Source organism: Maritimimonas rapanae, from assembly GCF_057837205.1.
In genome coordinates, this window is the sequence record NZ_JBYQFI010000001.1 from 491948 (window position 1) to 517228 (window position 25281).

The 25281-nt window shown below is 31.8% G+C and carries 20 protein-coding genes; 17 read left to right on the forward strand and 3 right to left on the reverse strand.

Features of this window, described 5'->3' with window-relative positions; genetic code table 11:
• Window positions 1-60: 60 nt before the first annotated feature.
• The 3 genes from AC3IF2_RS02330 to capB all read left to right on the forward strand — a co-directional run bounded on the left by AC3IF2_RS02330 (window position 61) and on the right by capB (window position 4709).
• A complete protein-coding gene (locus AC3IF2_RS02330) occupies window positions 61-2232 on the forward strand; it encodes a S9 family peptidase (RefSeq protein WP_489165404.1) in 2172 nt (723 codons plus the stop codon).
• Window positions 2233-2290: 58 nt separating this feature from the next.
• Complete coding sequence (capA, locus tag AC3IF2_RS02335) at window positions 2291-3328, forward strand: cysteate synthase (protein WP_489165405.1); 1038 nt, start codon at window positions 2291-2293, stop codon at window positions 3326-3328.
• Between the two features lie 133 nt (window positions 3329-3461).
• Complete coding sequence (gene capB / locus AC3IF2_RS02340; RefSeq protein ID WP_489165406.1) at window positions 3462-4709, forward strand: cysteate-C-fatty acyltransferase; 1248 nt, start codon at window positions 3462-3464, stop codon at window positions 4707-4709.
• 227 nt (window positions 4710-4936) lie between these two features.
• Here the strand turns inward: capB and AC3IF2_RS02345 are convergent, their stop codons facing one another.
• Both AC3IF2_RS02345 and tsaD read right to left on the reverse strand, forming a co-directional pair.
• Entirely contained in the window at window positions 4937-6013 is a 1077-nt protein-coding gene (locus tag AC3IF2_RS02345; protein WP_489165407.1) for a DUF418 domain-containing protein, read from the reverse strand.
• Window positions 6014-6215: 202 nt separating this feature from the next.
• Window positions 6216-7247 (reverse strand): tRNA (adenosine(37)-N6)-threonylcarbamoyltransferase complex transferase subunit TsaD, encoded by a 1032-nt coding sequence (gene tsaD, locus AC3IF2_RS02350; protein WP_489165408.1) that lies wholly within the window; start codon window positions 7245-7247, stop codon window positions 6216-6218.
• 169 nt (window positions 7248-7416) lie between these two features.
• Between tsaD and AC3IF2_RS02355 the strand changes: the two genes are divergently transcribed.
• The 14 genes from AC3IF2_RS02355 to guaB all read left to right on the forward strand — a co-directional run bounded on the left by AC3IF2_RS02355 (window position 7417) and on the right by guaB (window position 24284).
• The gene (locus AC3IF2_RS02355; RefSeq protein ID WP_489165409.1) at window positions 7417-11817 is read left to right on the forward strand and encodes a translocation/assembly module TamB domain-containing protein; all 4401 of its coding nucleotides are present in this window, start codon (window positions 7417-7419) and stop codon (window positions 11815-11817) included.
• A 112-nt stretch (window positions 11818-11929) separates the two neighbouring features.
• A complete protein-coding gene (gene pfkA / locus AC3IF2_RS02360; protein ID WP_489165410.1) occupies window positions 11930-12916 on the forward strand; it encodes a 6-phosphofructokinase in 987 nt (328 codons plus the stop codon).
• A 13-nt stretch (window positions 12917-12929) separates the two neighbouring features.
• On the forward strand, window positions 12930-13955 hold the full coding sequence (gap, locus tag AC3IF2_RS02365) for a type I glyceraldehyde-3-phosphate dehydrogenase (RefSeq protein ID WP_489165411.1): 1026 nt from the start codon (window positions 12930-12932) through the stop codon (window positions 13953-13955).
• 96 nt (window positions 13956-14051) lie between these two features.
• Window positions 14052-15044 (forward strand): type I glyceraldehyde-3-phosphate dehydrogenase, encoded by a 993-nt coding sequence (gene gap, locus AC3IF2_RS02370; protein WP_489165412.1) that lies wholly within the window; start codon window positions 14052-14054, stop codon window positions 15042-15044.
• 86 nt (window positions 15045-15130) lie between these two features.
• Entirely contained in the window at window positions 15131-15988 is an 858-nt protein-coding gene (locus tag AC3IF2_RS02375; protein ID WP_489165413.1) for a hydroxymethylglutaryl-CoA lyase, read from the forward strand.
• 10 nt (window positions 15989-15998) lie between these two features.
• Window positions 15999-17537, forward strand: coding sequence for a bifunctional metallophosphatase/5'-nucleotidase (locus AC3IF2_RS02380; protein ID WP_489165415.1), 1539 nt, complete (start codon window positions 15999-16001; stop codon window positions 17535-17537).
• Between the two features lie 63 nt (window positions 17538-17600).
• Entirely contained in the window at window positions 17601-17954 is a 354-nt protein-coding gene (locus AC3IF2_RS02385; protein WP_489165416.1) for a DUF6686 family protein, read from the forward strand.
• Window positions 17955-18087: 133 nt separating this feature from the next.
• Window positions 18088-19263, forward strand: coding sequence for a hypothetical protein (locus tag AC3IF2_RS02390; RefSeq protein ID WP_489165417.1), 1176 nt, complete (start codon window positions 18088-18090; stop codon window positions 19261-19263).
• Between the two features lie 147 nt (window positions 19264-19410).
• Window positions 19411-19917 carry an FMN-binding protein gene (locus AC3IF2_RS02395; protein ID WP_489165418.1) on the forward strand — a complete coding sequence of 169 codons (507 nt, stop codon included), beginning with the start codon at window positions 19411-19413 and terminating at the stop codon, window positions 19915-19917.
• Window positions 19918-19922: 5 nt separating this feature from the next.
• Window positions 19923-20411 (forward strand): hypothetical protein, encoded by a 489-nt coding sequence (locus AC3IF2_RS02400; RefSeq protein WP_489165420.1) that lies wholly within the window; start codon window positions 19923-19925, stop codon window positions 20409-20411.
• Between the two features lies 1 nt (window position 20412).
• On the forward strand, window positions 20413-20643 hold the full coding sequence (locus AC3IF2_RS02405; RefSeq protein ID WP_489165421.1) for a FeoA family protein: 231 nt from the start codon (window positions 20413-20415) through the stop codon (window positions 20641-20643).
• Window positions 20640-22610, forward strand: coding sequence for a ferrous iron transport protein B (feoB, locus tag AC3IF2_RS02410; RefSeq protein WP_489165422.1), 1971 nt, complete (start codon window positions 20640-20642; stop codon window positions 22608-22610). Before AC3IF2_RS02405 ends, feoB begins: the two co-directional genes overlap by 4 nt.
• On the forward strand, window positions 22611-22736 hold the full coding sequence (locus AC3IF2_RS02415) for a FeoB-associated Cys-rich membrane protein (RefSeq protein ID WP_489165423.1): 126 nt from the start codon (window positions 22611-22613) through the stop codon (window positions 22734-22736).
• A 72-nt stretch (window positions 22737-22808) separates the two neighbouring features.
• A complete protein-coding gene (gene guaB, locus AC3IF2_RS02420) occupies window positions 22809-24284 on the forward strand; it encodes an IMP dehydrogenase (protein ID WP_489165424.1) in 1476 nt (491 codons plus the stop codon).
• A gap of 143 nt (window positions 24285-24427) precedes the next feature.
• On the opposite strand, the gene AC3IF2_RS02425 is transcribed toward guaB, so the two are convergent.
• A complete protein-coding gene (locus AC3IF2_RS02425) occupies window positions 24428-25132 on the reverse strand; it encodes a LamG domain-containing protein (protein ID WP_489165425.1) in 705 nt (234 codons plus the stop codon).
• Between the last annotated feature and the right edge of the window lie 149 nt (window positions 25133-25281).

Consider the following 25281-nt stretch of genomic DNA (forward strand, 5'->3'; position numbering starts at 1 on the left):
TTGTTTTAACATTTTCTTAGCGCAAAATTACTATTTTCGAATAACGTAAATCATTAATAAATGAAGAATTTATTTCGAATTTTAGTTGTAATATCTCTTACTTTTGCAACTTCGTGTAAACCCGAACAAGAACAAATGAAAAGACCAGATGTGCAAGCCCCTATAGCCGATAAACAGCCAAAAGAGTTAGAAAAGCATGGCGATGTACGCATCGATAATTACTATTGGATGCGTTTAACCGATGAGCAGAAAAATGCTAAAACCCCAGATGAGCATACTCAAAAAGTATTAGATTATTTAAATGCCGAAAATGCTTATTATGATACTATTACGGCTCATACAAAAGATTTTAAGGAATCACTTTTTCAAGAGATGAAAGCTCGCATAAAAGAGGATGATGAGTCTGTACCATATAAAAATAATGGCTATTACTACATAACACGTTATGAAAAAGGAGGGCAATATCCGATTCATTCACGCAAAAAAGAAAACCTTGGTGCAAATGAAGAGATTATGTTCGATGTAAATAAAATGGCAGAAGGACATGATTATTATGCCTTACGCGGGCTTAATGTAAGTGAAGATAATAAGATTGCTGTATTTGGAGTAGATACCGTAAGTCGTCGCCAATATACACTTCAATTTAAGAATTTAGAAACTGGTGAAATTTACCCTGATAAGATAGAAAATACTACTGGTGGAGCTACATGGGCAAACGACAATATGACAATTTTTTATACAAAAAAAGACCCAGTAACATTACGTAGCGAAAAAATATACAAACATGTTTTAGGTACTGATCCTGCAAAAGATGAAATTGTATTTCATGAAAAAGATGAAACATTTGATTCATTTGTCTATAAAACCAAATCTAAAAAGTATATTATAGTTGGTTCGTATAGTACGATAACTAACGAATATCAATTTTTAGATGCTAATAACCCTAATTCAGAACTAAAGATAATTCAACCTAGAGTTAGAGGATTAGAATACAGTGTTTCTCACTATGGAGATCATTTTTATATTTTGACTAATAAAGATGATGCAACTAACTTTAAGTTGATGAAAACCCCAGAAAATAAGACTACTAAAGAGAATTGGATAGATGTTATTCCACATAGAGATGATACGCTTTTAGAAGATATTTCAATTTTTAAGGATTATTTAGTTTTAGAAGAACGCAACAATGGGTTGAATAAAATCAGAATCAAACGCTGGGACGAAACCGAAGATTATTATTTGCCATTTGATGAAGAAACATATTCTACAGGAGTTTATACTAATCCTGAATTTGATACGGATATAATTCGTTATGCTTATAATTCATTTACTACACCAGCTTCTGTGATCGATTTTAATATGAAGGATCGATCAAAAGATGTGAAGAAAGAGCAGGAAGTACTTGGTGGCAAGTTTGACAAGGATAATTATACCAGTGAACGTGTTTGGATAGAAGCACGCGATGGTAAAAAAGTTGCTGTTTCTATTGTGCGAAGAAAGGATACAGAACTAAGTAGTGAGACACCATTATTATTATATGCATATGGTTCTTATGGTTATACTGTTCCAGATAGTTTTAGTACAACTCGTTTAAGTTTACTAGATAGAGGTTTTGTATTTGCCTTAGCCCATATTCGTGGAAGTCAATATTTAGGTAGAGAATGGTACGAGGATGGTAAGTTATTTAATAAAATGAATACGTTTACCGATTTTATTGATGCTGGAAAAGGTTTGATAGAAAAAGGATATACATCTGCAGATCACTTGTATGCAAGTGGAGGCTCAGCAGGTGGTTTATTAATGGGTGCAGTTGTTAATATGAACCCTGAATTATTTAATGGGGTATTAACAGCAGTTCCGTTTGTAGATGTAATGACTACTATGTTAGATGAAACGATACCATTAACCACATCTGAATATGATGAGTGGGGTAATCCTAATAAAAAAGAATATTACGATTACATGTTGTCATATTCGCCTTATGATCAGGTAAAAAAGCAAGATTATCCAAATATGTTAGTTACAACTGGCCTGCATGATAGCCAGGTTCAATATTATGAACCAGCAAAATGGGTAGCAAAACTTAGAGAATATAAAACCGACAATAATATCTTATTAATGCATACGAATATGGAAGCTGGTCATGGTGGTGCTTCGGGTAGATTTAATGCATTAAAAGAGACTGCGCGCGATTATGCTTTCTTCCTTGACCTAGAAGGGGTAAAACAGTAATTAAAAAAAAAATACTAAATTTGCGCGGTTATTTAAATATTAATCGGATTAGATTATTATGAAACAAAATTTAGGTGTAAACCAAAATGTGTTAGAACTGATTGGTAGCACTCCTATGATCAAGCTAAACAAGATTACGGAGGAATTAGAAGGAGAGTTCTACACAAAGTTTGAAGGTTTTAACCCAGGCCATTCAACTAAAGATAGAATAGCACTTCATATAATTGAACAAGCTGAGGAAAAAGGAATCCTTAAAAAAGGAGATACTATTATAGAAACTACTTCTGGTAATACTGGTTTTAGTATTGCTATGGTAAGTATCATTAAAGGGTATCAATGTATCTTAGCTGTAAGCTCTAAATCTTCGAAGGATAAGATTGATATGCTTAAGGCTCTAGGTGCAAAAGTATATGTATGTCCTGCTCACGTAAGCGCAGACGATCCTCGCTCATATTATAATGTTGCAAAGAAATTACATTCAGAAATAGCAGATTCAGTATACATTAATCAGTATTTTAATGAGTTAAATATAGATGCTCATTACAATACTACTGGCCCAGAAATTTGGGAACAAACTAAAGGAGAAATCACTCATTTAATAGCTGCAAGTGGTACAGGTGGTACTATTTCTGGTACTGCTCGTTTCTTAAAAGAGAAAAATCCTAATATTCAAATTATAGGTGTTGATGCTTTTGGGTCTGTATTGCAAAAATTTCACGAAACGGGTGAATTAGATCCGAAAGAAAGTTATCCTTACAGAATAGAAGGGTTAGGTAAAAACTTAATTCCTACAGCCACAGATTTCGATATTATCGATAAATTCGAAAAGGTAAATGATGAAGATAGTGCTCATAGAGCACGTCAGATAGCTTTAACTGAAGGGATTTTTGCTGGTTATACTAGTGGAGCTGCTATGCAAGCCGTTATGCAATTGGCTGATAAAGATGAATTTAATGAAGATAGTAAAGTTGTAGTAATATTTCCAGATCACGGTTCTAGATATATGGCTAAGGTTTATAGTGATGACTGGATGCTTGCTCAAGGATTTTTCGATTCACAAAAACACGCTCAAGAAGCAATAGAGTATATAAAATAAGACTCAATTTATACAATGAAACTAGAGGTTCACTGCAATGTAGAACCTCTTTTTTTGTTGAAAAAAATAAATAATACGTTTTGTATAGCCTTAAAAAAGTGGTTACTTTGCAATCGTCTAAAAATCATTGAAGATGAAGGATTTATTTGAAAGAATAATAAAGGATAAAGGACCACTAGGTAAATGGGCAGAACAAGCTGAAGGATATTATGTGTTTCCGAAATTAGAAGGACCTATTTCTAATAGAATGTCTTTTAATGGAAAGAAAGTAATTACATGGAGTATAAATGATTATTTAGGTTTAGCTAATCATCCAGAAGTTTTAAAGGTAGACGGTGAGGCAGCTATGCAACACGGAATGGCATACCCTATGGGAGCCAGAATGATGTCTGGTCATACCAAATACCATGAACAATTAGAGCAAGAATGTGCTGAATTTGTTGGTAAAGAAGCTGCTTATTTAGTGAATTTCGGATATCAAGGCATGGTATCTGCAATAGATGCTTTGGTTTCTAAAAATGATGTGATTGTTTATGATATGGATACGCATGCATGTATTATAGACGGTGTTCGCTTACATGCTGGTAAACGTTTTGTGTACAAACATAACGATGTAGAAAGTTTAGAAAAAAACTTAAAAAGAGCTGAAAAAATGGCTACCGAAAATAATGGAGGAATCTTAGTGATTTCTGAAGGTGTTTTTGGTATGCGTGGTGAGCAAGGTAAGCTTAAAGAAATTGTTGATCTAAAAAAGAACTATAATTTCAGACTATTAGTTGATGATGCGCATGGTTTTGGTACATTAGGAGATGGAGGTAGAGGTACAGGTTATGAGCAAGGTGTTCAAGACGATATAGATGTATATTTCGCAACTTTTGCGAAGTCTATGGCTGGTATTGGTGCTTTCTTTGCTGGTGATAAAGACATTATACAGTATTTACAATACAATATGCGTTCGCAAATGTTTGCTAAATCTTTACCGATGCCAATGGTAAAAGGAGCTTTAAAACGTTTAGATATGTTGCGAAGCATGCCTGAACTTAAAGAAAAACTTTGGGAGAATACCAATGCTTTACAAAACGGACTTAGAGAAGCTGGTTTTGATCTTGGTACTACACAAACATGTATAACACCAGTTTTCTTAAAAGGAGATATACCAGAAGCAATGGCTATGGTACATGATCTTAGAGAAAATCATGGTGTATTTTGTTCGATCGTTGTATATCCGGTGATACCAAAAGGATTAATTATTTTGCGATTAATACCTACTGCTACGCATACTATGGAAGATGTAAAAGAAACAATCGAGGCATTTTCTGCAATTAGAAGTAAACTCGAAGGAGGTATTTATAAACGTATTGCGGCTGCAATGCAGGCATAAGATATCTTAAGATAAGAATTAGAAATCCGCTTTAAGCGGATTTTTTTGTGATTAATCTTAATTTAAGAAGTAAAAGAATTTTAAAGTTTCGTTATCGGTTTCATGTATGGTTAGCAGTAGGTATTAATAAACAAAAAGGTCAACAGAAAGGAAAACCATCGGAATTTATGTCTTACACTTTACTTACTATTGGCAAATAATTATACACGTTGTTGTAGACAGTTTTTTCAATCCGTTACCTTTCGCATAATCCATTCTAATGGCCCATATTTTTTATACTTCCTCCAAATTACTGCAAATACAACGCATAACAAACTAAATCCTAACGCATAAATCACTGAAAATTCAATAGAGTATTTTCCCATTTCAGAAGAATCTATCGCATCTACTATTCCCATTCCGATAATGACATGTGCCACGTAAAAAGTCAAAGCTAATTGTCCAGTTTTGTTTAAAGCATCAATTATAAAGCTATTCTCAAATCGTTTGGAAATTATTATACAAGCAGAAATTATAGCGAAAGCAATTGCAATACCATTGAACATATAAATTGGTAATGGCGGCATTGGATTGGTTCCAAGAATTTCAGATAATTGCTTTGCATATTCTTGGTTTCCCTCTGATAAAAATGAAATAGACAAATAAGACAGTACTTGAATAGAAATAAAAATGATTGTACTAATCCAAAATATCTTCTTTAAGAATTTTCCACTATATAAATTCTGTTTTCCAAACCAATAACCTAATAACATAAAAGCAGCCCAAGGAATTATCGGATGAAAACCATTATAAAATAGATTTCTAATAAACCCTTTTATAGTCCAAAACCCTTGATAGTTTAATGTGTCAAAATTCCAACCTGTTTCGTAATTCCAAAATATCATTAGTATTGGGAAAACCATAATTAAAGAAATAGCCCAAATTAAAATAGTTTTTTCTTTACTAGATAATAGCAAGATCGTTATTGCCATATAAATACCATAAAAGTGTAGAATATCTGCTGGCCAAATTGCTATATATGAAATTCCTACGATAAACAAAAATAAAGCTCGTTTGACAATCCTACTCCGAGCGATCTTTAATTTTGCTTTGTCTTTTTGTTGAATAGCGGAGTTTGTAATTAAAGCAAGTCCAACACCAGCTAAAACAACAAATGTTGCAGCTGCTTTTCCTTCAAAAACACTTACTACAGATTTTACCCAATTCGAACCAGTATTACCAAAAACGACTTTAAAATTCACTATTATCATTCCGATTATAGCTAGAGCTCTCGCCACATCAATTCCAATTATCCGTTTTTTCATTCTCTTTAGGGTTAATAAATAAAATTTTTATTCTCTTAATTTGACATTCTAAATCAAAGAGACGTAAAATATTAAAAAATGTTACCAAGCTTTGAGTTTTATTTTTTAATTGGCTACAACGATTTAAGAATATGAAGTTATATCTACCGATATCGAAGTTCGATAAAAAGATGTTAAGAAGCAATTTAAATTTATAGACAAGTTACTCTAAAACACTTAATCTTGCCTTGGCAGAAATAGAAGCTGTATTAAAATCTTGCTTTAGATATTTATGGTAACCAACAATACCTATCATAGCAGCATTATCTGTGGTGTATTCAAACTTGGGTATATATGTTTTCCAACCATATCTTTTTTCGGCATCTTTTAAAGCATGTCTAATTCCAGAATTTGCTGAAACACCACCTGCAATAGCAATATGTTTAATATTAGTTTGCTTAATAGCTTTCTTCAATTTTTTCATCAAAATTTCAATAATAGTATACTGAATAGAAGCACAGATATCATTAAGGTTTTCTTTTATAAAGCTTGGATTCTCTATTACTTTTTTCTGAATGAAATAAAGAATAGAAGTTTTTAATCCGCTAAAGCTAAAATCTAATTCGTTTTTAGTCTTAGGGTTTGGAAATTTAAATGCTTTCGGATTACCGAGTTGAGCATATTTATCAATCAATGGTCCTCCAGGATATGAAAGTCCTAAAATTTTGGCCGATTTATCAAAAGCTTCACCTACGGCATCATCTATTGTCTCACCAAGAATTTCCATATCAAAATAATCCTTAATTTTAATCAACTGTGTATGTCCTCCGCTAATCGTTAAGCAGATAAAAGGAAATTCTGGTTTTTTCTGAGCTTCATCCTCAATAAAGTGAGCTAAAATATGAGCTTTCATATGGTTCACTGCAATTAACGGAATATTTAAAGCCATAGCCATTGACTTTGCAAATGATGTTCCTACAAGTAGCGAACCTAGTAAACCAGGCCCTCTTGTAAATGCAATGGCGCTTAGATCTTTTTTATCAATTTTAGCCTGTTTTAGAGCTTGATCTACTACTGGAATAATATGCTGTTGATGAGCTCTAGAAGCAAGCTCTGGAACTACTCCGCCATACTGAGAATGAATTTCTTGATTTGCCACAACATTAGATAATACTTTGTCGTTGTGTAATACAGCCACACTTGTATCATCACAAGAAGACTCAATCGCTAAAATATAGATCAAATTTTTACTCATCAATTATTTAAAAAAGGCACAAAAATTGTGCGTATAAAATGTGTACTTTTAAAGTTGCAAATTTATAACATTAAACACTATCAAAAGATTTAAAAAAATAACTTTAAGAATTCTATTAGGAATTATCTTTTTTCTATTAGTTTCGGTTATTTTGCTACGACTTCCGGTAGTGCAAACATATCTTGGTAAGCGCGTTACAACCTATCTCAATAACAGTTATGGTACAGATATGCAAATTAAGAAAGTTGACCTTTCTTTTTTAGGGAATGTTGAGCTTAAGGATATACAGATAAACGATCATAAAAAAGATTCTCTTGTTTATGTAAAAAGCTTAGTAACATCAGTTTTTAGTTATAGGAATATTTTAAATAATAGATTAGAGTTAGGAGAAGTAGATCTTGAAGGAGTAACGCTAAATATGATTACTCACAAAGGTGAAGAAACAGATAACCTAGCCATTTTTGCAGAAAGTTTTGATAAGAGTCAGAAAGAAGCCACAAACTCTCTTCCGTTTTTAATGACATCATCTAAATTAAATTTAACGAATGTTAATTTTATTTTATATGATAAGAATAAGCAAGAAGGTCCTATAGTTTTTTACAAGCATATAACTGGACAGGTTAAAGATTTTAAAGTAGATGGCCCAAATGTTTATGCTAAGATTAGAAGACTCGCTTTAATCAATGATCATGATATTGAAGTAACAGACCTCACTACAGATTTCGAGTACACTAAACAGTATATGAAGTTTGAAAACACAAAGCTTCAAACGAAGAACTCATTATTAAATAGTAATATTATTTTCAAGTATAATAGAGAGGATTTAGCAGATTTTAACAATAAAGTATATGTTGAAGCTGACTTTAATGAGTCGGCTATATCGTTGATCGACTTAAATAAATTTTACAACGAGTTTGGTAAAAATGATAAGATCAATTTTAAAACGAAACTAAAAGGAACTCTTAACGACTTTAAACTTGAAGGTCTGCATTTAGTTTCCAATCGCAATTCTATTATAGATGGAGACTTACACTTTAAAAATGTAGTTAATAAAGAAAATGGATTTTCATTAAACGCCAAGTTATATGAATTATCTTCTACTTATGAAAACCTTAAACAATTACTACCTAATATTTTAGGAAAGACTTTGCCGTCTACATTTCAAAAATTTGGTAGATTTTCTGTAGCTGGTCAATCGTACATAACTGACAAACAGGTTGACGCTCACATTACAATAAAGAGTGCTTTGGGAAGAACAATTTCAGATCTTCTACTTACAAATATTGATGATATAGATAATGCCAGATATAAAGGAAAAGTTGAATTTATTGATCTGAATTTTGGAGAAATTGTCAATGACAGTTTAATAGGAAACTTATCTTTAGTTGCTGATGTTGATGGAAAAGGATTTACACTAGACAAACTAGACACCAAAATAAAGGGTAACATTTCTAAACATCAATATAAAGGATATACGTATAGTAATATTGATATTAATGGTGTAGTTAAAAACCAATTATTTGATGGTTCTTTAACAACTAATGATGAAAATCTAAAAATGACTTTTAATGGATTAGCAGATCTATCCAGCAAAGATTATAAATTTGATTTTAAGGCAGATGTTGAATATTCAGACTTCAATAAATTAAATCTTTTCAAACAACACGAAAAAGCAATTCTTAAAGGTAAGATTGATATTAAAGTTACAGGAAATACTTTTGATAATATTGCTGGAGTTATTGATTTTAGAAACGCATCGTATACAAACCACATAGGAGATTACTTTTTTAAAGATTTTAATATAACCTCTACCTTTTTAGATTCAATAAGAACAATTACTGTAAATTCAACAGATATTGTTAATGGTACTTTAAAAGGTAAATATAAATTTGATCAACTCGCTAAACTTGCTAAAAATTCATTGGGTAGTATTTATACTAACTTCGAACCAGATGTAGTTGAATCTGGGCAATTTTTAGATTTTAATTTCAAAATCTATAATAAGATAGTAGAAGTTTTTTTCCCAAAAGTTAATTTGGGCCCAAATACTACTATTAAAGGTAAAGTCAATGCGGATAATGAAAAATTTGAGTTATTAGTAAAGTCTCCTAAAGTAGATGCTTATGAAAATATTGTTGAAAATATTCGTTTACAGATAGATAATAAAAACCCATTATATAATACTTTACTTAGTCTCGGTAAGGTAAATACTAAATATTACAACATTGCTGATTTAAACTTAGTAAATGTTACTTTAAATGACACATTATTCTTTAGAACTGATTTTGTTGGTGGAAATAAATTAAGTGAAAAATTTGACCTGAGTTTCTTTCATACACTTAATGAAAATAACCAATCTGTTATTGGCTTAAAAAGATCGAATATTAATTTTAAAGGCAATGATTGGAAAATAAATCCAACTAATAATAAGCAGAATAAAGTTGTTATTGACGAAAGATTCCAAACATTTGCTTTTGATAAGATTGATGCTATTTCTGGTAATCAGAAAATTGATCTACTTGGTGTTATCACCGGTAAAAATGATAAAGATTTAAAATTAAATCTAGAGAATGTTAAATTAGAAGGTATAACACCAAAAATTGATAGCCTAGCCTTAAAAGGATTAGTAAATGGTACAATAAATTATAAACAGTTAAAAGGAGAATCGCTACCAATCGCTAATCTAAGTATCAATGATTTAGAAGTGAATAGTTTTAGAAAAGGGGATCTTTTAATTACTGCTAGAGGAGATAATTCCTTTAAAAAGTATACCATAGATGCCTCACTTAAAAACAAACAGATTAATAGTTTAGCTATTAAAGGTGAGGTAGATTTCGCTCCAGAATCACCAACTATTTTGGGTAGTTTCTCATTAGATAAATTTGCTATAAGACCATTTAACCCTTTAGGAGAAGGAGTTCTAGATAATTTAAGAGGAAATGTGTCTGGTACGGGTATTATTACAGGACTACTACGTAACCCAGATATAGATGGAGAATTGATATTAGAAAATGCTGGATTAGCTTTCCCTTATTTAAATGTTGATTATGATTTTATAGGTAACACAAAAGTTAATCTAAAAAAACAAACTTTTACATTCGCGCCAACCACACTTGTAGATGTGGCACACGATACAGAAGCAACACTTAGAGGAAGTATAACACATCAACAGTTTAAAAGATGGTTTCTAAACTTTGATTTAAACACCAGTAATTTACTAGTATTAAATACGGAAGAAAACGAAGATATTCCGTACTACGGAATAGGTTTTTTAGAAGGAGAAGCATCTATAAAAGGCTATACAGATCAATTGGTTATTGATGTGGTAGGTAAAACAAATCCAGGTACTAATTTTATTATTCCTTTGAGTGATGTAAGTGCCATTGGAGATTCTAAATTGATAAAATTTATTTCGAAAGCTCAAAAAGGTATTGATGAAAATGTTGCTGACGAATTGGTATTTAATGCAGTAAAAGGATTGACTTTAAATTTTGATTTAGAGGCTACAGATGATGCTAGAGCAGAAATTGTAATTGATAAAAATACAGGTAGTGTATTAAGTGGTAGAGGTAATGGTTATTTAAATATAGCCATTAACACTAATGGAAAGTTTGAAGTTATTGGCACCTATGTTGTAAGTGAAGGAATTTATGAGTTTAGAAACATTGTAAATAAAGATTTTATTGTGCAACCTGGTGGAACAGTGGTTTGGGATGGTAACCCATTTGATGCTTATTTAAATATAGATGCTATCTACCGAACACAAGCAAATCCAAATGTTTTATTAGAAAATGTAAATTCAAGAGAAATTGATATAGACTTAATTGCAAAAATATCTGGACAATTACTTAATTCAAGCATAGAGTTCGATTTACAAATACCGAATTCTACCTCATTAGTTAATTCTGAGTTGCAATTTAAATTAAGTGATCAAGATAGTAAGATGACCCAGTTTTTCTCTTTGTTAGTGGCGGGTTCATTTACCAATGTAGATAGTGGCGGTTTAGGTTTTGATGCTGGAGCCGCGGGGACTTCATTACTTTCAGAAAAGATATCAAGTGTTTTATCAAATTTATTAAAAAGTGGAGGTGATAAGTTTAATGTAGGTGTATCTTATAGAATTGGCGAGGATAATAATTTAAATCAGGCACTAAATACAGATGATCAATTAGGTATAACTGCTTCGGGTCGTTTAGGAAAAAAAATAATTTGGAATGGCAAAGTGGGTGTTCCAGTAGGTGGAAATACACAATCTAGAATTGTAGGCGAAGTGGAACTTGAATTACCATTGAACAAGGCAGAAACATTTAGAGCAAAAATGTACAATAGACAAAATGAAGTACAATTTGCTGTAGCAGATGAAGAAGGTTATACACAAGGAGTAGGTTTGTCTTATCGCGTAGATTTTGATACAGGTAAAGAATTAAAAGAAAAGATTTTTGGCACAAAAAGTAAAAACGAAGCTAAAAAGAAGAAAAGAGATAGTATAAAAGTAAAGAATAAGCTAATTAAGTTTACTTCTAAAAAGAAAGATACTGCTAAAACTAGCTCAAAATCTTCCCAAAAATAATCTTGCATATAAGCTTTTATTAGGCGAATTCAGCGATAACGTTTTCGTACAAAAAACGATATTTGAAGAGAAAACATGATTATAATATATAATTTTACCAAACCATTTTATTATGCCACAGAAGATTAAAAAAATAGGTGTAATCACTTCCGGAGGAGATGCTCCAGGTATGAATGCTGCAATTAGGGCAGTAGTTCGAGCATGTTCTTATTATAATGTTGAATGCTTAGGCTTTTATAGAGGTTACCAAGGAATTATTGATAATGATTTTGTCAAGTTAAATGCACGTAGTGTAAAGAATATTATAAGTAAAGGAGGTACCATTTTAAAAACAGCACGATCTAAGGAATTTAGAACAGAAGAAGGTAGAAAAATTGCTTTCGATAATTTAAATAATAATGAAGTTGATGCCTTAGTTTTAATTGGTGGGGATGGTACTTTTACAGGAGGTGTGATTTTTAGTAGAGAGTATAATATTCCTTTTATTGGAGTTCCTGGCACTATTGATAACGACATAGCTGGCACAACTCATACTATAGGGTATGATACAGCTTTAAATACTGTTGTAGATGCAATCGATAAAATTAGAGATACAGCAATTTCTCATAATCGTTTGTTTTTTGTCGAAGTTATGGGGCGTGATGCAGGTTTTATTGCTTTAAATGCAGGAGTTGGAGCTGGTGCGGAAGAAATTTTAATCCCAGAAGAAGATTTAGGATTAGAGCGATTACTCGAGTCTTTAAAGCGTAGTAAAAGAAGTGGAAAGTCTTCGAGTATAGTTGTAGTTTCTGAAGGAGATAAAATTGGAAAAAATGTTTTTCAATTAGCCGATTATATAAAAGAGCACCTGCCAGAATACGAAGCCAGAGTTTCGGTTTTAGGGCACATGCAGCGAGGTGGTGGACCGACTTGTTTTGATAGAGTGTTAGCTAGTAGACTTGGTGTTAAAGCAGTAGAGTTATTATTAGATGGTAAGTCAAATTTAATGGTTGGTTTAATCAATAACATTATAGAAACTACAAGTATCGAAAAGGCCATAAAAGTTGAACACGATATAGATAGAGAATTACTAAGAATATCAGATATATTATCAATTTAAAATAGATTAAGAAATGATAAAAGTTGGAATTAATGGTTTTGGAAGAATAGGTAGATTAGCTTTAAGATCTGCGGTAGCTAGAAAAAATGTTCAAGTTGTTGCAATTAATGATTTATTAGAAGTAGATTATTTGGCTTATTTACTAGAGTATGATTCTGTTCATGGTAGGTTTGATGGAGAGATATCTGTTAAAGATGGTAAGTTAATAGTTAACGGAAATGAAATTAGAGTTACTGCCGAACGTAATCCAGAAGATTTAAAATGGGATGAAGTCGGAGCCGAGTATATTATAGAAGCCACAGGTTTTTTTACTGATAAAGATAAAGCAGCATTACATCTTAAAGCTGGAGCAAAAAAAGTAATTATTTCTGCGCCATCTAAAGATGCTCCTATGTTTGTTATGGGAGTTAATCATGATGAAATGAAGGCAGAAGATAATGTGATTTCTAACGCTTCTTGTACCACCAATTGCTTAGCGCCTATAGCTAAAGTATTGAATGATGAATTTGGTATCAAAGAAGGATTAATGACAACGGTTCATGCAACTACTGCTACTCAAAAAACAGTTGATGGTCCTTCATCTAAAGATTGGAGAGGAGGTAGAGCTGCATTACACAACATTATTCCATCTTCAACAGGTGCCGCAAAAGCAGTAGGTAAGGTGATACCAGAATTGAATGGTAAACTAACAGGTATGGCATTTAGAGTACCAACTATGGATGTGTCTGTTGTAGATTTGACGGTAAATTTAGCCAAACCAACTTCTTACGAGAAGATATGCAAAGTGATGAAAAACGCTTCAGAAAATGAAATGAAAGGAGTTTTAGGGTATACTGAAAAACCAGTTGTTTCACAAGATTTTGTTGGTGAGACTAATATATCTGTTTTTGATGCCAAGGCTGGAATTGCTATATCAGATAATTTTGTAAAGGTGGTATCTTGGTATGATAATGAATATGGCTATTCAACAAAAATAGTTGATTTGGTAGAGCATGCTGCAAAAATTGAAAAGGAAAAATTGGAAACAGTTTTAGCATAGAATATCTGAAATTTATAGTACTTTTAAATCCTGCTTTCGGCAGGATTTTTGCTTTTAAAAATCTTAGAAATTATATAAATAGAAAGAATAATAGAAATGATTAAAATAGGAATAAATGGTTTTGGTCGTATTGGTAGGTTGGCTTTTAGATCTGCTATATCAAGATCAAATATACAAGTGGTTGCCATTAATGATTTATTAGATGTTGAGTATTTGGCCTACCTTTTAAAATATGATTCCGTGCATGGTAGGTTTGATGGAGTTGTTGAGGTAAAGAATGGACAATTAATTGTAAACGGAGAGACCATTAGGGTAACTGCAGATAAAAATCCAGAAAATTTAAAATGGGATGAAGTTGGAGCTGAATACATTATTGAATCAACAGGGTTTTTCACTAAAGAAGAAGATGCTGCCAAGCATTTAAAAGCTGGTGCCAAGAAAGTAATTATATCTGCACCATCTAAAGATGCACCTATGTATGTAATGGGTGTTAATCATAAAGATATTAAACCAGATCAACAAGTTATTTCTAACGCTTCATGTACTACAAATTGTTTAGCACCATTGGCTAAGGTTTTAAACGACAATTTTACTATTACAGAAGGCTTAATGACTACAGTACATGCAGCTACATCTACCCAAAGTACAGTAGACGGACCAAATAAAAAATGGCGTAGAGGACGCTCAGTTGTGAATAATATTATTCCTACAACAACAGGTGCTGCAAAAGCCGTAACTAAGGTTATTCCTGAATTAAAAGGAAAATTAACGGGTATGGCCGTGAGAGTTCCTGTAGCTGATGTTTCTTTAGTCGATCTAACCTTCAAGACTAAAAAGGCAACATCTTATAGTGAGATTATGAAAACTTTAAAAGAAGCTTCTGAAAATGAGTTTAAAGGAATTATAGGTTATACAGAAGACGAAGTGGTATCGCAAGATTTTGTTTCAGAAACTAGAACATCTGTTATAGATGCTAGTGCAGGTCTAGAATTGAATGAAAATTTCTTTAAGATTATTTCTTGGTACGATAATGAGTATGGCTATGCAACCAAAATTGTAGATATGGTTGAATATGCAGCTACACTTTAAAATGAATAAATATAAATGTAATATAGAATCCTGCTTTGGCAGGATTTTTATTTTTACTTCTTTAAAAAGTACTATTTTTATCCTTAATGAGTAAAGCTGTAAAAATCATTGAATGTCCTAGAGATGCTATGCAAGGTATTAAGGAATTTATAGATACAGATATTAAAGCAAACTATATAAATTCACTGCTTAGAGTTGGTTTTGATACAATAGATTTTGGAAGTTTTGTTTCGCCTAAGGCAATTCCGCAAATGATAGATACAGCAAAGGTTTTAAGCAAGCTTGATCTTTCTGAAACTAATAGTAAATTGTTGGCAATTGTAGCTAATGTTAGGGGTGCAAATGATGCTTCACAATTTGATGAGATTGATTATTTAGGATACCCTTTTTCTATTTCAGAGAATTTCCAAATGCGTAATACTAGTAAAACAATAGAGCAATCTGTTGAAGTTTTAGATGAAATTTTAGAAATTGCAACTAAGACTAATAAAGAGGTTGTTGCATATTTATCAATGGGTTTCGGCAACCCTTATGGAGATCCTTGGAATGTCGATATTGTTGCTCAATGGACTGAGAAATTGGCAGGTATGGGTGTTAAAATTTTATCATTGTCAGATACTATAGGGAGCTCCACTCCAGAAATAATTGATTATCTCTTTTCAAATTTAATTCCACAATATCCTGATATTGAATTTGGTGCTCATTTACATACTACTCCAACAAAGTGGCATGAGAAAGTTGATGCTGCTTTTAAAGCTGGCTGTACACGTTTTGATGGAGCCGTTAAAGGATATGGTGGTTGCCCAATGGCAAAAGACGAACTAACGGGTAATATGCCAACAGAACATTTGGTTGCCTATTTTAAGGAGGAAAATGTTAATACAAACGTAGATTTTGATAAATTCAAAAAAGCCTATATACAATCATCTAAGGTGTTTCATTAATAATAGATTTATGAAAAATTTTAAACTACTTCTTTCAGTTCTTTTTTTAGGATTATTAATTTCTTGCTCATCAACAAAACAAGCTACAACTCAACAGATTGTAATAGATGATGGTAAGATCAGTTTCACTTTTTTACAATTAAATGATGTTTATGAAATTGCTCCTTTAGAAGGAGGAAAAGTAGGAGGAATGGCTCGCGTTGCTAACTTGAGAAATCAATTAATAAAAGAGAATCAGAACACATTTACATTTATGGCTGGTGATTTTTTAAATCCTTCTTTACTGGGTACTATTAAGTATGATGGGCAACGAATTAGAGGTAAGCAAATGATAGAAGTTATGAATGCCTTAGGTATGGATTTGGTAACTTTTGGGAATCATGAGTTTGATTTAAGTAAGAACGATTTGCAACAAAGAATGAACGAATCAAATTTTGCGTGGACGTCAGCTAATGTAAGACAAAAGGTGTGTGGTACCACATATCCTTTTTATAAGGAAAGAAACGGAATAAAAGAATTTGCAACAGATACTCATATTATAGAAGCAAAAGATGCAGATGGAACTACTATTAAAATTGGATTTTTCGGAGTAGTGCTTCCCTCTAACCCTGTAAGTTATGCTGAATATACAGATATGTTCGAACAATCTAAACGTGCTTACAATAACCTAAAGAGTAAAGCAGATATAATTTTCGGGCTTACACATGTTAAAGTTGAACAAGATAAAAAGATAGCAGAGATGTTATCTGAGTTACCTTTAATTATGGGGGGACATGAGCATCATAATATGATGTTAGATGTTGGTAAAACTAAAATTGCAAAAGCAGATGCCAACGCTAAAACTGTGTATGTTCATCGTATATCTTATGATAAAAAAACGAAGAATTATACTTTAAATTCAGAATTGGTTCCTATAAATGAAGAAACAGGTGAAGATCAAAAAGTAAAAGCAATTGTAAGTAGATGGAATGTTATTTTAGATAAAGAAATTAAGAAGATAGTTTCAAATCCTAATGAAATAATACATGTAGCTAGCGTTCCTTTAGATGGTAGAGATAAACCTATTCGTAGTGAACAAACTAATTTAGGAAAATTGATAACCAGAGCAATGGCTTATGGTTTTAATAATGAGGTAGATGCAGCTATTGTAAATGGAGGTTCTATTCGATTAGATGATCAATTAGAAGGCAATATTAATAGTGTAGATATTTTTAGAGTATTACCTTTTGGCGGAGGTATTTTAAAAGTTGATATAAAAGGTTCTCTTTTAAAAGAAGTTTTAGAATATGGAAAGTCGCAGACTGGTAAAGGAGCTTACCTACAGAGGTATCTTGCTGATTATAATAACGAATGGTTAATTAATAATATACCTATTGATCCTGAAAAAACGTATAAAGTTGCTTTTAGTGATTATCTATTAAAAGGGTTTGATATACCTTTTCTTAAACCCGATAATGATGGTGTACTGTCTATATATACACCCAAAAAAGAAGAGTTAGGTTCAGACATTCGTAAAACAGTAATCGCTTATCTTAAATCTATAAAATAATTATTTAGAATTATTCTAAATAATAAAAATACTTCTATATTTGTCATTTAAAATGATAAATATATGTGCGCTGAAATCAATATTATTAGTAAGACAAAAAATGGTATAGTTTTTCAATGTAAGAATTGCGAAAATTATCAGATAGTGTTCAATAATTTAAATTTTAGTTTTACAGATAAAGAATATTTTTATTTCTCAAAATATATTTCAAGTATAGATCTTGGCCATTACGATAATCATTTTAATGATGATATAAATGGAAGAAAAATTCATCTACCAATTGGCCATAAAAATTTGTTAATAGCACTTAATTGCAAAGAATTAAGTGAATTAAAGCTTCTTTTTAATCATAAACTAGAGCAAGACTACAATCTTATTAACTTAGACAAAATTCACTATAAATTGTTTATGAATTAATTTTTAGTATTGATTATTAGTGTGTTATATTTTTATTTAAAATTATTCTAAATAATATTTTGCTATAAAAATTCTGTTATATACATTTGTCATCGAAACAAATCGTTATTTATAATAAGTCTAAATAAAAGAAATGAAAAAAATCAACTTAATTTTAATAACACTTTTTTTAACAGTGTTTTCATTTGGTCAAACGGTTCCAGATTCATTAAATACAAATCCTCAAAATCAACAAAATGCTGCACAACGTATTTTATCTGGTAACATTAATACAGGTGTAACTGTTGGTGGTTATGGAGAGATATTATATAATCAACCTGAAGGAGGAAATGGCGAGCTAGATGTGCAACGTTTAGTAATTCTTTTCGGTTATAAGTTTAATGACAGAACACAGTTTGTAACTGAAATAGAATTTGAACATGTAAAAGAGGTCTTTGTAGAACAAGCTTTTTTACAGTATAGCGTTAGTGATAATGTAAACTTACGAGCCGGTTTAATGTTAGTACCTATGGGTATAGTAAACGAATACCATGAACCAACAACTTTTAATGGTGTAGAAAGACCCAGTATAGACGGAGCTATTGTACCTACAACTTGGCGTGAAATTGGTTTTGGTGTATCTGGTAGAATTAACAATGCTTCATTACGCTATCAAGCTTATATTATGAACGGGTTTAAATCTACAGAATCTGACGGCAACGGAGGTGTTAATGGATTCTTAGGAGGAAGCAAAGGTTTACGTGGAGGTCGCCAAAAAGGAATTCAATCTACTATAAATAAACCAACATTTGCTGCAAAATTAGATCATTACGGAATACCAGGATTGCGTTTAGGCCTATCTACTTATTTAGGTAGAACACAAGCCGAAGATGATGTAGATGCCATCGACGGGGCTGATGTTGGTATCGCTATGGTTGGAGCTGATGCACGTTATGCTTACCAACGCTTTACCGCAAGAGGACAATTTATTCACGCAAATATTACAGATTCTAAAGCTTACAATAATTTAACTGGTAAGAATTTAGGTAGTGCATTACAAGGATGGTATTTAGAAGCTGCATACAACTTATTACCACTAACTAAAAAACAGCAATTATTTGCTTTTGCACGTTACGAAGATTATGATACTCATGCTTCCGTAGATGGAAATTTACAAAGAAATCTATCTTACGATAGAGACGAGTGGACATTTGGTTTAAGTTACAAGTTAGCACCCGGAGCTGTAGTAAAAGCAGACTATCAAATCAAAGATAATGCAGCCAATAATAACACAAATCAGTTAAACTTTGGTGTTGGTGTTTGGTTCTAAAAATAATATTTGAGTTAGTTTCTTATTTTTAAATGTAAACCGTAGTAAATAATATTTTTTGCTACGGTTTTTACGTTTATTTAGATTTATTTTAAATAAAAATATTACTTTTGTAGCATGAATAAATCGAAGATTTTATTTCTTTTTATGGCAATAATTTCAATTGCTTTAATGTCTTTTAATTCTTTCTCTAAACTACAGAAAAAAGTTTCTAAAGAAATAAAAATTGCTTTTAACATCGAAGAGTTTTCTTTAGAACAAATTACCGTTTCACCAGAAGTTAATAAAGAATTAATTCAAAAAATAAGTGATAAGAATTTTTTAAAAATTTATCATGATCAAAAACTTATAGGTTATGCTTTTGTAGAAAAAGCTCCTAGTAAAACTGATGAGTTTGATTATTTAGTCTTATTTGATGAAAATTTTATTATTAAGAAAGCAAAAGTACTGATTTATAGAGAAGATTATGGAGGAGAAATAGGTAGCAAAAGATGGTTGAAACAATTCATTGGTAAAAATAAAACAGACAGATTAAAATACGAAAAAGATATTATTGCAATTTCCGGAGCCACTATTTCCGCAAATTCTATGACGATAGCTGTAAATAATCTTTTAAAAACCATCGAAAAACTTCAAGAGCATAAAGTGATATAATCAATATGCAATTAAACGGACTACTACTTACTTTCCCAAAAGAAATTAAACTCCTAATTGGAGCTTTTTTATTGGTGTTAAGTGTTGGTTTTTTTACAGGTTTGTCCTTTGTAGATGAAACCTCTGGGACTAAACCAAGTGGTATTGAAGAAAATTATCTAGGTAACGAAGATATTGATGATGTAGAGGTAATGAAATTCAAAAAATCTGATAGAGAAATGTTAACGATTGTACATTCTCATATATTATCAATGTCTTTAATATTCTTTTTAGTTGGGATTATATTAGTAACAGCAAAATTAAATTATCACTTAAAACTATTCTTATTATTAGAACCTTTTGCCTCAGTTCTACTCACATTCGGAGGGATATATTTCTTATGGAAAGGTATTTTATGGATGAAATACTTAGTTATGTTTTCGGGTACTTTAATGACACTTTCTTTTTCTACATCTGTAATTATAATTTTAAGTCAGCTTTTTAAAAGAAAATAAAATGAACAAGACTACCATAGCTGATTTAAATAAAGGAGAGAAAGCAATTATTAAGAGAGTTACTGTTAAAGAAATTCCATTAAAATTAATAGAAATGGGATGTATAGAAGGTAGTTATGTAGAGCTGGTTCAACATGCACCTTTTGCAGACCCATTATATTTAAATATTAATGGTACTTACTTAGCGATCCGTAAAGAAACTGCCTTTAAAATTCAAGTGGAAAAAGTATGAAAAGGCAGCTAAAGGTTGCCTTGGTAGGTAATCCTAATACAGGTAAAACATCGTTATTTAATAGGCTTACTGGTCTTAATCAAAAAGTAGGTAATTATCCTGGTGTTACAGTAGATAAAAAGACCGGTATAAGTAGTATATCAGATAAAACGAAAGCTCTAGTAATAGATTTGCCAGGCACTTATAGTTTAAATGCTAGTTCTATTGATGAAGATATAGCAGTTAAAGTGTTATCTGAGTCGTCCAATCAAAATTTTCCAGATGTCGTAATTGTTATAGCAGATGTAGAAAATCTAAAGCGAAATCTACTATTATTTACTCAAGTTAAAGATCTTGGGCTACCTACTATTCTTGCAATAAATATGCAAGATCAGATGAAAGCTAAAGGGATTTCTATTGATATAGAAAGTTTAGAGGATGATCTAAAAACTAAGATTTTACTAATTAGTACCAAAGAAAACACTGGTATTAAAGAGTTAAAAAAAGAGATTATTGACTATCAATCGCTGAATTTAGAACCTTGTTTTCAAAATGTGTACGGAATCTTAGATAAACAAGATAATGATGAAAAAAAGATCAAGCATCGCGAAACAATAAAGAGATATCAATTCTTAACAGATGCTTTAAATAAATCGTATACAGTAAGTAGAAATAAAGCAACTGATTTGCGAGCTAAACTAGATGCTGTATTAACTCATCCTATTTTTGGTTATATCATCTTTTTTGCAATTCTCTTTTTAATTTTTCAGGGATTATTCTATTGGTCAGAAGCTCCAATGGATTTTATAGATGCTTCTTTTGCATCAATGAGCGAATGGGTTAAAAATAATTTACCACCAGGCGTATTTACTAATTTATTAGCAGAAGGTATTATTCCTGGTATTGGTGGTGTGGTCATTTTTATACCGCAAATTGCTTTTTTATTTATGGTGTTATCCATTTTAGAGGAGACTGGCTATATGAGTCGTGTAGTTTTTTTAATGGATAGAATTATGAAGCGTTATGGCCTTAGCGGGAAGAGTGTAGTACCACTTATTTCAGGTACGGCGTGTGCAATTCCGGCAATTATGGCAGCTAGAAACATAGAAAGCTGGAAAGAACGTTTAATCACCATTTTAGTAACACCTTTTACTACATGTTCTGCTAGAATACCTGTTTATGCTATTATTATCAGCTTGGTAATTCCGAACCAAAGAGTCTTTGGTGGTCTTTTCAATCTGCAAGGTATTACTTTAATGTTGTTATATCTTTTAGGCTTTGTTTCTGCCATTTTTGCGGCATCTATTTTAAATAGAGTGTTAAAAATAAAGTCTAAATCATATTTCGTGATCGAAATGCCTGACTATAAATTGCCATTATTTAAGAATGTGCTATATCACATGATCGAAAAAACAAAAGCTTTTGTTTTTGGTGCAGGTAAGATCATTTTAGCAATATCAATATTATTATGGATGCTTGCTTCTTTTGGTCCAACAAATAATTTTAAAAATGCAGACGAGATTGTTCGAAAAGAATATTCAAGCTTAAATACCGAAGAATTAGAAAGTCGAATTGCTTCTTACAAGCTTGAAAATTCTTATATCGGTATTTTAGGAAAATCAATTGAGCCAGTTATTAAACCTTTAGGTTATGATTGGAAAATTGGCATTGCTTTAATTACTTCTTTTGCTGCTAGAGAAGTATTTGTAGGCACTTTGGCAACCATCTACAGCGTTGGTTCAGAAGATGAAACTCCTATCAAAAATAAAATGCGAAAAGATGTAGATAGTATAACAGGCAGACCAATTTATAATTTTGCTTCAGGTGTCTCCTTATTGCTGTTTTATGCCTTCGCTATGCAATGTATGAGTACCTTAGCAATAGTTAAGAGAGAAACAAATAGTTGGAAGTGGCCTGTAATTCAACTAGTAGGTATGACGACTATAGCTTATGTAGTCGCTTTAATAGTGTATCAGTTTTTAAAGTAAATGAACTTAGTTCAGAACATATTATTAATTGCAGCGGTAGCTTTTGCTTTATGGATTTTATACGATAAATTCCTTAAAAAGAAGAAGAAAACTGATGATTGTGGTAATGATAATTGTGGTTGCTAGATTTTTGATTTTAAATAATATAAATTCCTCTAAAAGAAGTATATTTGCTCGCAATTAAATCTTAATTGCATCATGACATCCCACCAATCTAAGTTTGTAGGAGAAGGATTAACCTACGACGACGTACTTTTAGTTCCGGCCTTTTCAGAAGTATTACCGCGAGAAGTAAATATTCAAACAAAATTTTCAAGAAACATTACCATTAATGTTCCTATAGTATCAGCTGCAATGGATACTGTGACTGAATCTGCCATGGCTATAGCCATCGCTCGCGAAGGTGGTATTGGTGTATTGCATAAAAACATGTCTATAGAGAGACAAGCTGCCGAAGTGCGTAAGGTAAAACGTGCCGAATCTGGTATGATTATAGATCCAGTTACTTTGCCTTTATCTGCTAAAGTTGGGGATGCAAAACGAAATATGGCTGAGCATAAGATAGGCGGAATTCCGATTGTTGATGATGAAGGAAAATTATTGGGTATTGTTACAAACCGTGATTTACGTTTTGAAAAAGATAATGACCGACCAATTACTGATGTAATGACAAGTGAAAATTTGGTTACTGCGGCAGTAGGAACTTCATTAAATGATGCTGAAGCTATTCTTCAAGCAAATAAAATTGAAAAATTATTGATTGTTGATGATAATTATAAACTTTCAGGTTTAATAACCTTTAGAGATATTACTAAGGTTACACAAAAACCAATAGCAAATAAAGATAAGTATGGTCGATTAAGAGTTGCCGCCGCTTTAGGTGTTACACCAGATGTATTAGATAGGACAGAGGCCTTGGTTAATGCTGGTGTAGATGCTGTAATAATTGATACGGCTCACGGTCATACAAAAGGAGTAGTAACTGTTCTTCATAAAATCAAGAAAAAATATTCTCAATTAGATGTTGTCGTGGGTAATATTGCCACACCAGAAGCTGCTAAATATTTGGTAGAAGCTGGAGCAGATGGAGTAAAAGTAGGTATCGGACCTGGTTCTATTTGCACAACTAGAGTAGTGGCAGGAGTAGGATTTCCACAATTTTCTGCTGTTTTAGATGTTGCTGAAGCTATTAAAAATAGTGGGGTACCTGTAATTGCCGATGGTGGAATTCGATATACAGGCGATATACCAAAAGCAATTGCCGCTGGAGCGGATAGTGTAATGTTAGGTTCATTGTTAGCAGGCACAAAAGAATCACCTGGAGAGACTATTATTTATGAAGGACGCAAGTTCAAATCTTATCGAGGGATGGGGTCGGTAGAAGCTATGAAACAAGGTTCAAAAGATCGTTATTTTCAGGATGTTGAAGACGATATTAAAAAATTAGTACCAGAAGGTATTGTAGGTCGAGTACCATATAAAGGCGAATTATTTGAAAGTATTCACCAATTTGTAGGTGGTTTACGAGCTGGTATGGGGTATTGTGGAGCCAAAGATATTGATGCACTTAAAGAAAACGGAAAATTTGTAAAAATTACATCTTCTGGTATTAATGAAAGCCACCCACATGATGTGATGATTACTAAAGAATCACCTAATTATTCTAGGAGGTAAATATCAATTTCGCTTATCTGTCTTGGCTATGAGTAGTTGCGTGGTATAACTGTTAACTTTGCAAGTGCACACCTAGCTGAAAATCCACAAGTATTTCCGTAAGTAGTCTAAAGTCAAGCAATTAATTATATCCGTAGTTGTGCTTAGTAATTACCAACAAATAATTCGTTTATTTCGTCCATATCAAGAGCTCTGTCATAAATCAAAACATCATCTATACTACCATTAAAACCCGTACCACTGCTAAAGCCATCTTGCTCTCCTATTCTGAAAGGATAATGGGTTCCCTCCATAATATTCTTAACAGAAACTTCCATAGAAATTATCCCATTCAAATAAATTTTAAGAATTGACGAATCATACGAAACCACAATGTGGGTCCATTTACGTATTGGGAAATTATCTAGTTCAATTGGAATTCCACCCATATTGAAACGAAAGTTCAAATTATCCGGATTTATGCCTAAATAATATCCATCTCCCCAACCCCATTTGCTAATAATAGTTTTCCAACGACCTTTTTCCGTAGGAGCTGAATTTACCCATACAGAAATTGTAAAGGATTCCAAAAGGTTGAGTTCGTCAGAATCATCTACATTTATGTAAGCCTGATTTGGTTTAAAGTACATGGCAGAGAGTTCATTCGAAAATCGGTTGTTAGTGGGTAATACATTTCCAGTAATCTCTCCGTGATTTTCATTTTTACTAGTATCAATAGTATTATTATTTAATGAATATTGCGCTATGAAGTCTTTTGAGATATTCGACGATTGTTCTATTTCATCATCATTTGAACAGCTAATAAATAATATTATCATTTGAATAAATAATAGTGATCGCGTAGTCATATTTTTTTTATTAAGCACAATGTTTAGGTATGGTTTCATTTCAATGAGCTATATCGGTCGATAAGCGAAGTTAACAGAAAATAGATTAAGAATCAAGTTTAATTAAAAGCATCAATTCTTGTGATTTTGATATCAATTTTTAAAATTGA